General features: G+C 45.2%; 11 protein-coding genes and 1 riboswitch. Of the genes, 1 reads left to right on the plus strand and 10 read right to left on the minus strand.

The genetic code is table 11. The features are described 5' to 3' along the window. Positions 1–63: 63 nt before the first annotated feature. Positions 64–783, plus strand: coding sequence for an SIMPL domain-containing protein (locus AC29Z1_RS07565; RefSeq protein WP_488270849.1), 720 nt, complete (start codon positions 64–66; stop codon positions 781–783). 140 nt (positions 784–923) lie between these two features. Here AC29Z1_RS07565 and purH read toward each other — a convergent pair whose 3' ends face one another. From purH to AC29Z1_RS07615, 10 genes are all read right to left on the minus strand, one after another. Further along, a complete protein-coding gene (gene purH, locus AC29Z1_RS07570; protein WP_488270850.1) occupies positions 924–2,465 on the minus strand; it encodes a bifunctional phosphoribosylaminoimidazolecarboxamide formyltransferase/IMP cyclohydrolase in 1,542 nt (513 codons plus the stop codon). Beyond that, positions 2,455–3,093, minus strand: a complete 639-nt coding sequence (gene purN, locus AC29Z1_RS07575) for a phosphoribosylglycinamide formyltransferase (protein ID WP_488270851.1) — start codon at positions 3,091–3,093, stop codon at positions 2,455–2,457. The genes purH and purN overlap by 11 nt, the downstream gene beginning before the upstream one ends. 12 nt (positions 3,094–3,105) lie before the next feature. Continuing rightward, on the minus strand, positions 3,106–4,179 hold the full coding sequence (gene purM, locus AC29Z1_RS07580) for a phosphoribosylformylglycinamidine cyclo-ligase (RefSeq protein WP_488270852.1): 1,074 nt from the start codon (positions 4,177–4,179) through the stop codon (positions 3,106–3,108). 54 nt (positions 4,180–4,233) lie between these two features. Beyond that, a complete protein-coding gene (purF, locus tag AC29Z1_RS07585) occupies positions 4,234–5,643 on the minus strand; it encodes an amidophosphoribosyltransferase (protein ID WP_488270853.1) in 1,410 nt (469 codons plus the stop codon). Positions 5,644–5,820: 177 nt separating this feature from the next. Continuing rightward, entirely contained in the window at positions 5,821–6,522 is a 702-nt protein-coding gene (gene purC / locus AC29Z1_RS07590; protein ID WP_488270854.1) for a phosphoribosylaminoimidazolesuccinocarboxamide synthase, read from the minus strand. 22 nt (positions 6,523–6,544) lie between these two features. Next, a complete protein-coding gene (gene purE, locus AC29Z1_RS07595; RefSeq protein WP_488270855.1) occupies positions 6,545–7,042 on the minus strand; it encodes a 5-(carboxyamino)imidazole ribonucleotide mutase in 498 nt (165 codons plus the stop codon). A gap of 137 nt (positions 7,043–7,179) precedes the next feature. Beyond that, positions 7,180–8,550 carry an NCS2 family permease gene (locus tag AC29Z1_RS07600; protein ID WP_488270856.1) on the minus strand — a complete coding sequence of 457 codons (1,371 nt, stop codon included), beginning with the start codon at positions 8,548–8,550 and terminating at the stop codon, positions 7,180–7,182. A gap of 298 nt (positions 8,551–8,848) precedes the next feature. Continuing rightward, positions 8,849–8,950, minus strand: a riboswitch (purine riboswitch). 83 nt (positions 8,951–9,033) lie between these two features. Further along, positions 9,034–9,705, minus strand: coding sequence for a C40 family peptidase (locus AC29Z1_RS07605; protein ID WP_488270857.1), 672 nt, complete (start codon positions 9,703–9,705; stop codon positions 9,034–9,036). Between the two features lie 22 nt (positions 9,706–9,727). Beyond that, on the minus strand, positions 9,728–10,549 hold the full coding sequence (locus tag AC29Z1_RS07610; protein WP_488270858.1) for a GNAT family N-acetyltransferase: 822 nt from the start codon (positions 10,547–10,549) through the stop codon (positions 9,728–9,730). A gap of 37 nt (positions 10,550–10,586) precedes the next feature. Beyond that, positions 10,587–11,075, minus strand: a 489-nt coding sequence (locus tag AC29Z1_RS07615; RefSeq protein WP_488270859.1) for a class I adenylate-forming enzyme family protein, incomplete at its 5' end; no start/stop codon positions are given.

An 11,075-nucleotide genomic window follows, 5' to 3' on the forward strand; every position in this document is an offset into this window, starting at 1 on the left:
TTTTGTTTCTCTCGTTACCTTTTACTGATTACAGCGTTTATATGAATGAAGGAGTTGATCTGCGTGAAAAAAATACTCAAACGGTTATCCCTGGCATTGTTAATTATGACGCTACTACTGCCAACAGCTCTGGCTGCTGAAAAGAATTCTAAAGCCACCACAGTCCAGGTAAGCGGTAGTTACCAGATGGAAATTGCCCCAGATACTGCCTATATACATGTAGGAACAGTGACAGAAGCAGAAACTGTAGCCGCAGCCCAAGCAAAAAATGCCGACATTTCGACCAAAATCCGCCTGCAGTTGGCAGACTTAGGAATCAAGCCGGACTGCATAAAAACTGCTCACTATGTGGTAACCCCACTTTACACCAGTGACAGCAATGGCAAGCGTACCTCAAATATCAAAGGTTATCAAATTACCAATAGCATTATGATAACAACATCGGCAGAAAAAGCCGGAGAAGTGGTCGATACCGCGTTACAGGCAGGTGCCAATCAGGTAAACAGTATACAATTTACCACGAAAAATGAAGACGAGGTGAAAAATGCTGCACTGGCACAAGCTGTCCGGAATGCCTTGAGCAAAGCCGATACCATAGCCGTAGCTTTAAATAAGCGAGTGGTCAGAATTAGCACCGTAAATGATAATGGAATTTACCTGCAATCACCGGAAGTAAGCAATCGGTTGTACACCAAAGCGGCAATGGCCGACACTACAACTCCAATTTCTCCTGGACTGGTACAGATATCTGCCAATGTGCAACTTGCTGTGGAATTAGAGTAAACTGGTTTTAAGAAACTGAAAGCGTCTGTTTGGGTGAATCTACACCCAAAAGACGCCACCTGCATGTACGCAATACTTGAGTGTATAAGCGAAAAATATAGTAAAAGGGTCAGGCTGAAGCCTGACCCCTTTACTATATTTTAATGTTTAAAGTGCCTCATACCCGTAAATACCATAGCAAGCCCGTGGGCATCGGCTATCTTGATTGAATCTTCGTCATGAATCGAACCGCCTGGCTGAATAATCGCAGTAACACCAGCCTGAATGGCAGCTCCGACGGTATCAGCAAACGGGAAAAAAGCATCTGACGCCAAAACGGCACCTTTAGCTTGTTCACCAGCCTGCGCCAAGGCAATACCTGCCGCCCCAACGCGGTTCATCTGGCCCGCTCCTACGCCAATGGTTTTATTATCTTTAGCAACAACAATCGCATTAGACTTCACATGTTTAACTACCTTCCAGGCAAACAACAACTGTTCCCATTCAGCTTCAGTTGGTTCTCGCTTGGTCACGACTTTCATGTCGCTTTTAGCGGCAGTAATCCTATCGGCCTGCTGCATAAGCACACCGCCTGCCACAGATTTAATATCAAGCCGGTTAGCATCAGGCTGCGCCATAGTCGCTGCCAATAACCGGATATTTTTCTTCTTCGTCAGAATATCCAATGCCTCCTGGCTGAAAGATGGCGCAATGACTACTTCAACAAAAATTTCGCTGATAAGCTGCGCGGTAGCGGCATCAACCTCTTGATTTACAGCAACAATACCTCCAAACGCCGATACCGGGTCAGCCTCATAGGCTTTTTGATAGGCTTCGGCCAAAGTAGCCCCAATGCCTGTGCCGCACGGATTCGTATGCTTAATAATTGCGGCTGCCGGCTCTGTAAATTCGGCTGCCAACGCGTAGGCGGCTTCCACATCCACAATATTATTATATGACAATTCTTTTCCATGAAGCTGTTTGGCAGTGGTTAGGCCCGGACCTGTATAGTATTGTTCCCGATAAAAAGCTGCTGATTGATGTGGATTTTCTCCATACCGCAGATCCTGAATCTTTTCGTAGACTTTATGCAGCGTATTCGGGAATAACCCTTGGCCCAACTGACCGCTTAGATACTGAGAAATATATGCATCATAACTGGCTGTGTGGCTGAATGCTTCTTGCGCCAACGCCATCCTGGTTTGTAAGGCTACTTCCCCATCATTACGTAATTGGGTAATGATATCTTGATACCTCAGCGGATTAACCACAACCGTTACATACTGAAAATTCTTAGCCGCCGCCCGAATCATAGCTGGTCCGCCAATATCAATGTTTTCCACAGCTTCTGCCAGCGTCACATCCGGTTTTGCCACCGTCTGGCGAAATGGATACAGGTTAACTGCCACCAAATCAATTCCGTGAATGTTATGCTCTAGCATAGCTGCCTGGTGTGCCGGATTATCGCGAATGGCAAGTATACCGCCATGAATATAAGGGTTTAGGGTTTTGACACGACCATCCATAATTTCTGGAAATCCGGTAACTTCGCTTACATAAGTTACAGGTATCCCTGCCTCTTTAATGGCCTTCATCGTACCGCCTGTTGAGATAATCTGCACTCCTAAATCGTGAAGTTGCTGAGCAAACTCAATAATTCCAGTTTTGTCCGACACACTTAAGAGCGCGCGTTTAATCTTCATCTGTTTTCTTCGCCTCACATGATTTAATATATACACGCCGTCCTTTTACACTGAGTCGCCCCTCGCAATATAACGCAATGGCGCGAGGATACAGAATATGTTCGGCATGTAAAATGCGTTCAGATAGGGTTTCTACAGTATCATCTTCCATAACTGGTACAGCTTCTTGCAGGATAATGGGTCCGGTATCCACGCCTTCATCGACAAAATGAACGGTACAGCCTGCTATTTTAACACCATGCTGTAAAGCTTGTTGCTGCGCATTTTCCCCAGGAAAAGCAGGCAGCAGCGATGGATGAATGTTCATGATTTTCCCGGCAAACCGGTCGATAAAATCCCGCCCGAGAATCCTCATAAAACCGGCCAATACAACCAGTTCGACATGACGGACAGTAAGCTCCTCAGCAATCGCAGCCTCAAATTCCTGGCGGCTGGAAAATGTCCGCCTGTCAATACACACTGCCGGAATATCCGAGCCTGCTAGGCGCTTTAGGACATTGGCATCCGGGTTATCACTGATAACCACACCAATTTTCGCAGCAAGCCGTCCGGCATGAATGGCATCAACAATAGCTTGCAAATTGCTGCCGCGACCTGAGGCCAGAACACCGATGACCGTTTTGTTCATCAAACAACCTCCTTACTTGAGTTCTACCAACCGTTCGCCTGCCGTAATCGTCCCGATTATATATGATTTTTCGTTGCGGGCAGCCAACTCCGCCTGTACGGCAGGCACATCTTCGGCCGCCACAATAAGCATCATGCCAATCCCCATATTAAAGGTCCGGTACATTTCGGATTTGGCTACACCGCCCCATTGCTCTAGCAAGCCAAAAATGGGCGGCACAGGCCATGCGGCTGTATGTATCTCTGCCCTACAGCCTGGAGGCAGAACTCGCGGAATATTGTCATAAAAGCCACCACCGGTAATATGGACCATACCATGAATATCAAACTTTTCTATCAGTGGCAAGCAGATTTTTGGATACAACCGGGTAGGTTCTAACAGTTCTTCACCAAGCGTGCGTCCTAATTCGGGAATATAGGCATCGACACGCAGTTGTTTTATATCAAAGCAGATTTTGCGCACAAGTGAGAAGCCATTGGAATGGAGGCCACTGGATGGCAAACCAATGACTACATCACCTGGCTTAATGGTTTCACCAGTGATAATTTTGTCCCGCTCAACAACACCGACGGCAAAACCGGCAATATCATACTCTCCATCTGGATAAAAACCAGCCATCTCAGCGGTTTCTCCTCCAAGGAGTGCACAGCCTGATTCACAGCAAGCCATCGCCACTCCTCGGACAATGGCAGCCACTTTTTCGGGGTCGAGTTTGCCTACCGCCAAATAATCTAGGAAAAACAGCGGTTCGGCCCCTTGTACTAAAATATCATTAACACACATCGCAACGGCATCTTGTCCAATGGTATCATGTTTGTCTACCATAAAAGCAATTTTCAGTTTAGTACCAACACCATCAGTACCACTTACTAAAACCGGCTGACGGTACTTGCCGGAATTCAGTGCAAACAGCCCGCCAAACCCGCCAATATCGCCTAGTACTTCAGGACGATACGTAGAACGCACATGACGTTTCATTAGTTCAACAGCTTTATTACCGGCATCAATATCGACACCCGCATCGCGATAGGTTAGTGCTCCGCGCGCGGTCGTTGTTTCCATGGATGATTCTTGGTTGTCGGCCATTTTTGCCCTCCTAGTCTATGCTTTTGCAGATAATCACCGGATCCATCTCAGGACTCATTTGGGATTCTTGGTCTCAAATAAGAATTTATTACCCTCACCAGGCGTACGCGCCGGATAATCGCAATTAAAACAAGCATTACATAGCATTTTCTCAGAAATGTTCCCGATGGATACATGCAACCCTTCAAGGGAAAGATAGTGGAGAGAATCAGCGCCAATATATTGCCGGATTTCCTCTACTTGTTTGGAAGCAGCAATCAACTCTTTGCGCGCCGAAGTATCAATGCCATAGTAACAGGGAAAAGCGATCGGCGGCGAACTTACACACATATGAACAGCGGTTGCACCCGCCTCTTTTAGCATCCGGACGATTTTACCACTGGTAGTACCACGTACAATAGAATCATCCACCATAATAATGGACTTACCTTTTACTACTGAAGAGACAGCATTAAGTTTAATCCGCACACCCATGTCACGGTTTTTTTGTTCTGGCTGAATAAAGGTACGGCCAATATAACGGTTTTTCATAAGTCCTTCAGCAAATGGTATGCCTGATTCATAACTGTACCCAAGTGCCGCTGTAGTGCCTGAGTCAGGTACTGAAATAACAATATCGGCTTGCAAACGGCTTTCCTGTGCTAGCCTTCGGCCCATATTAAATCTGGCCTGATATACACTCTGACCATCAATAACACTATCAGGGCGGGCAAAGTAAATATATTCAAACACACAACCTGCCCGCCGGCCAGGTTCAGCAAAACGTCGGGATACCACACCACAATCATCAATGCTTACCATTTCCCCAGGTTCTATATCACGCACAAATTCAGCCCCTACCGTATCAAGGGCACAAGTTTCTGACGCCAATACCCAGCCGTCTCCTAACCTTCCCAGACACAGTGGACGGAACCCATGCGGGTCACGTACTCCAATAAGTTTGTTTTCGGTCATTATCACCAGACAATAGGCTCCATGAATCTTAGAAAGACTATCTTCAATCTTGTCCTCTACAGTTTGCTTCGCTGACCGGGCAATAAGATTCACAATGACTTCACTGTCAATCGACGTCTGGAATACAGTACCATTTCCTTCCAATTCTTTGCGGACTTCATGTGCGTTCGTCAAATTGCCATTATGAGCCATACTGATTTGTCCGCCAGAATAATTGACCATCAGCGGCTGAGTATTTTGGGGCAAACTAGAACCTGTTGTTGAATAACGAACATGGCCAATAGCAATATGGCTTGGCATGGCAGGTAAACCATGACGAAATACTTCATTGACCAGCCCCATACCCCGCTGCACATCCATAATCTTACCGTCAGTCACCGCAATTCCGGCGCTCTCCTGTCCCCGGTGCTGCAACGCATATAAACCCCAGTAAGTTGTCAATGCTACATTCTCTTTCCGAGAAAAAACACCAAATATACCGCATTCTTCTCGAAATTTATCGCTTTGCATATCGTAAAGCACTTGGTTTCTCCTTTGCTTATACATTAATTTTAGTTACCACTGCCACACAAGTAGACATTCTAGTATATCTGAGTCAGGCATTTTTCTGCGATAACAGGCAGCACTGGTATAATATAGTATCCACCAATTGAACCTTATATGAGCAGTTACCACTACATAACCAAATTATTGTCCGGTAATTCGACGCAGTACCTCCTGATACGCTTCCTCAACATTCCCTAAATCGCGACGGAAACGGTCTTTATCAAGTTTTTGACCTGTTTCACTATCCCAAAAGCGACAGGTATCTGGGGAAATTTCGTCCCCTAACAGCACTTCCCCTTTGTGTACACCAAACTCTAGCTTAAAATCAATGAGTTCTAATTTTTTTTGCTTCAGGAAAGTTGACAGAATTTCATTAATCTTCAGGGCATATGTTTCCATAGTTTCTACTTGTTCAGGAGTAGCCAACCCTAGCGCTTTGATGTGATAATCATTAATGAGCGGATCACCTAATGCATCATTTTTATAGTAGAATTCAATCACGGTTGATGGCAGCTTCCGTCCTTCCTCCCAGCCAATACGTTTGGCCAGACTGCCGGCGGCAATATTGCGGACAACAACCTCTACCGGCAGAATATCCAGTTTTTTGACCAACATTTCGCGTTCACTAATCATTTTAATAAAATGATGCGGTATACCTTTTTCCCCTAGCAGATTAAAGAAAAATGTGGATATCTTATTGTTAAGTACACCTTTGTTGCCGATAGTACCACGTTTTTCACCATTAAAAGCAGTAGCATCATCTTTAAAGTAGACCAGTAATTCATCGGGATTTTCAGTAGCAAATACTTGTTTGGCTTTACCTTCATACATAGGTTTTTTCATACTGCATCTTCTCCTCTATAGGCTAATTTTGTCCTAACAGTTTTTGGGCCAGGCGCTCATCTTTTTTCTCTACCTCTTCGGCCATACTCTGGCGATGGGTTAAGAGTTTTTCAGCCAGTTCTGCATCGTGAACAGCCAATATCTGGGCTGCGAACAATGCCGCGTTTTTTGCTCCATTAATGGCCATAGTTGCCACCGGAATGCCTGCAGGCATCTGCGCAATGCTCAGCAGCGCATCCATCCCGCCTAGTGGTGTAGCATTAATCGGGATACCGATGACTGGCAATGTAGTATAACTGGCAATCACACCAGGTAAATGAGCAGCTGCCCCGGCTGCCGCGATGAACACCCGAACCCCCCGGTCTTTTGCCTCAGCGACAAAACGCCGCACTTTATCCGGAGTACGATGTGCCGAAGCCACCAGCACTTCGGTGGCAATACCAAATTCTTTCAATTGGCTGACCGCGGTTTCCAGCACCGGCCAATCAGAATCACTTCCCATAATAATAGCAACTTTCATCTTATCATCCTTTCGCATGCAACTCTGTAAAATGCATTGACGTTAATTAATTTTCTGCACAGCGCTGTATATAAAATCAGCTAAATTGGTAATAAACCCAGATATTTTTTATAAAATATCTGGGTAAATCGTTTCTGCTATTCAGACAAGAATATGAACCTGGCTACGACAAGCACTGCTAACAAGTATACAATCCAGTGAACTTCGCGACCACGGCCAGTAACCAACTTTAACAGCGGATACATTACCAGACCGGCGGAGATACCATTGGCAATGCTGTAGGTAAACGGCATTAAAGCAATGGTTAAAAATGCAGGAATCCCTTCTGTAAGATCACCAAAATCAATATGACGGACAGATTCTATCATCAATGCACCCACAATGATGAGCGCAGGTGCAGTAGCGGCATCAGGAATAAGACCAGCTAGCGGAGTGAAAAAGAGGGCCAAAAGGAAAAGTATGCCACATACAACAGCTGTCAAACCAGTACGACCACCAGCTCCCACGCCGGCAGCACTTTCAACAAAAGCAGTAATGGTGCTAGTGCCCAACAAAGAACCCAAACTTACACCAGTGGCGTCTACCAACATAGCTTTGCCAATCCCCGGAAACTTTCCATCTTTATCCATTAAACCAGCTTTGGAAGCGGTACCGACAAGAGTTCCCATAGTATCAAACAGTTCTACAAAGGTAAAAGTAAAGATAATGGCAAATAATCCCATATGAAGGGCACCGATAATATCCAGTTGCAGGAAAGCATTTCTGCTAAAGTCTGGCATGGCTATTGGACTAAAACCGGCGGGAATCTTTACAATGCCTAACAATATCCCCAAAATAGTAGTGACAAAAATACCAATTAAAATAGCACCTTTCACCTGGCGAGCCATCAATACACCGATGAACACCAAGCCAAACACAGAAAGCAATACTTCAGGATGAGTAAATTTCCCCATCTCAATAATAGTTTCAAAACTCAGCGGCGTACCATTACCATTAGCGGCGACAAGTTTTTCTAATGTGGGCGGAATCAAAGACAACCGAATACTCATAATCCCGGACAGTTTCAGCCCGACAATAGTGATAAACAAACCGATACCTACGGTAATCGCATGTTTTAAGGAATTGGGCATGCCTTCAACCAGCAGTTGCCGGACATGAGTAACTGTAAGCAAAATAAAAACTAAACCAGAAATAAATACTGCACCTAATGCAACCTGCCAGGAGACACCCATACCGATAACAACGGTAAAAGCATAAAAGGCGTTAAGACCCATGCCTGGTGCCAATGCAATCGGATAATTGACAAAGACCCCCATCATAATGGATACCAAACCGGCACCAATTGCGGTAGCCAACAATACGGCATTCTTGTCCATCCCGGCAGCGCCCAAAATACTTGGGTTGACAAACAGAATGTACGCCATGGTCATGAAGGTAGTAATACCGGCAATTACCTCTGTCTTTACATCGGTTTTACGCGAACTGAGTTCAAAAAATTTCTCCAACATTTCCTTTTCTCCCCTTTTTTCTACTACTAGTCAAGGGTATTTGCATCCAACACTAGCTTACCCGAAAACACTAAAGAAAACACAACTTATATCAAGCTTTACCTGAAAACCCAAGCACTGTTTCAATATCCTCCTGATAAGCTGTGCTAACAAGAAATAAAACCCTGGCGGGAAATTTCGCATGAATCCAAAAGAGCGAAACTTCCCCGCCAGGGTTTTTATCCCATCGGTGTAGTGTTAGTGCTAACACCTGCGCCACTTGGTCACAGTCTGCAGCATCGTTGATGCAGCACGGAACCCTAGACGCACTTTCACTCGTAGTCGGGCGATTTACGGTCGCCTGGTAGAAACGTTTGAGCCGTATTCTCAAATATATACGAGCATTATTGAGTTACTTGTATTGTACCAGCAGTCAGTAAAACCTGTCAATAAAAAAATCGAACTTTAAACACATTTTTTAAAACATTGTTCGGAATATAGCTCCTAATCGATAATTCTCCTAGCACCAATATAGCGTGACTGCCAATATGGCTCTTTAAGCTTACTGAACATTACACCCCGGCTGGAAGATGCATGAATAAATTTACCATCACCATAATAAATGCCTACATGAGAAACGCCTTTCCCATAAGTATTAAAGAAAACCAAGTCACCGGGTTCTAGTTTGCCGCGCACCTTTTTACCTGTTTTGTACTGAACATCAGCGGAGCGAGGCAGCTTTTTCCCCTGTTTAGCATACACAAATTTAACAAAGCCTGAACAATCAAAGCCTTGAGGACATTCTCCGCCAAAGCGGTAGGGAGTTTTTAGATATGTTTCCGCTATTTTGATAATCGATTGCCGCTGGGAGTTGACCGGCTTCTTGGCAGCGGCCACAAGCGGATTATGTATCACAATCAGCATAAGCACTACCAAGCAAATGGCAGAAAACCTTCCAGGAAATTTCATGAAGACTCCTCCTGATGCAGTCATTTCTGCCAATACCTTCGGCGAAAATTCGGCAAATCCTTCTGTTTTTTGTAGTATTCTTCTTCCCAGGTGAACATAAATAGACAATACCACTCGTCTTGTTCTGTCACAAAATACCGTCATAATCAGCCAGCCGCTTATAAGTGAGAAGTGACATTTATCCACCTGCAAAATGATTTTCGCCATCAAAGTGCTAACAGCCTGTCGGCTAAAATTTTGCAACCAAGTAATCAGCAACATAAGTAAAGCCAATCGCCCTATAGGCCCGAAGAGCCGGATGATTGTCCTTTCGTACCATCAATACCGGTAGTTTGCCATAGGCCCTGCTCCGGTTGCACAGCCAAGAAACCAAGGCCTGACAATAGCCCTGACCCCGACTGCCGGCACTGGTATATACGCCACCGATCTGATGAATCCTGTCAGTAGCCACCTGAATCATGGCAAGTGCTTTGGGCACCCCCTCTGCCACCAGAAAAGCAATTTTCTCTTCTGGACTGCATTCGGCAATAAGTTTGGCTGCCATTTCCAGATTAAACCGTCGCTTAAACCCTATGCGGTAAGCTTCAACAATAAACATAAGCGCAAGCATGCGGTCAAGCCTATCTATATCAACAATTTGGAGCGAGGCCGGCAGTGGGACAGGCTTTATGTCATAATTGGCCAAATAATAGCTGTCTTCATATTCCAGTACTGGCCTAACCGGCTTCAATGCCTGACATAAAGGCGCTACCACCCGTTTCATACCGGCCAACACCTTCCAACGGCGCTGCAACATGATTTGGGCAAACTCACTGACCGCCCCTGGATCTTCAAAATGTGGCATAACGCTGCCTAAGTTATAAAAGGCCAGTACTCCTCGTAACTGACCAGCGAAATAATATCCATAATAGTCACCCGAGCGCCGGCTCAGATAATGGTTTTCGAGACCACAACGCTCAAGATTGCCGCGCAGCGAAACTGTTTCCATATAATTTCGTTCTAAGTATCTATTGACTTCATCTATATCGTCACCTGTTAACAGCCTAATCACAACTACCAGCCTACCAGCGCATACATTTTTGATACACTCACCCTACTTGCTCGCGAAGGGCCCGTTTTACGACTTTGCCTGTCTGATTTTTAGGCAAATCATCCACAACAAAGAAATCGCGCGGAATTTTATAGGCGGCAATGTTGCTCTGCAGATACTCTCTAACCGCTTTTTTATCAAAACTATGACCTTCTGCTAATACAAGGTAAGCACTTGCTACCTGACCGCGCAGTGGATCAGGCACACCAATTACGCTAGCTTCAACGATTCCTGGATAAGCATATAACAATTCCTCAATTTCACGCGGATATATATTTTCTCCATTGGATATGATTAAATCCTTCAAACGATCAACAAGAAAGAAATATCCTTCTGCATCCTGGTAAGCCAAATCTCCGGTATGAAGCCACCCGTCTTTCAATGCCTCTGTGCTCTCGTCCGGCAGATTGAAATAGCCTTGCATTACTGTAGGCCCACGGACAACCATTTCTCCTACCACTCCTGGAGGTAAGGATTGACCCTTCGC

This window comes from Sporomusa sp., assembly GCF_057736855.1.

What these genes read in the sequence shown, in the direction of transcription:
- purH (WP_488270850.1), bottom strand. Translation starts at nt 2,465, where the DNA reads ATGAAGATTAAACGCGCGCTCTTAAGTGTGTCGGACAAAACTGGAATT.
- purN (WP_488270851.1), bottom strand. Translation starts at nt 3,093, where the DNA reads ATGAACAAAACGGTCATCGGTGTTCTGGCCTCAGGTCGCGGCAGCAAT.
- purM (WP_488270852.1), bottom strand. Translation starts at nt 4,179, where the DNA reads ATGGCCGACAACCAAGAATCATCCATGGAAACAACGACCGCGCGCGGA.
- purF (WP_488270853.1), bottom strand. Translation starts at nt 5,643, where the DNA reads ATGCAAAGCGATAAATTTCGAGAAGAATGCGGTATATTTGGTGTTTTT.
- purC (WP_488270854.1), bottom strand. Translation starts at nt 6,522, where the DNA reads ATGAAAAAACCTATGTATGAAGGTAAAGCCAAACAAGTATTTGCTACT.
- purE (WP_488270855.1), bottom strand. Translation starts at nt 7,042, where the DNA reads ATGAAAGTTGCTATTATTATGGGAAGTGATTCTGATTGGCCGGTGCTG.
- AC29Z1_RS07600 (WP_488270856.1), bottom strand. Translation starts at nt 8,550, where the DNA reads ATGTTGGAGAAATTTTTTGAACTCAGTTCGCGTAAAACCGATGTAAAG.
- AC29Z1_RS07605 (WP_488270857.1), bottom strand. Translation starts at nt 9,705, where the DNA reads ATGGCGAAAATCATTTTGCAGGTGGATAAATGTCACTTCTCACTTATA.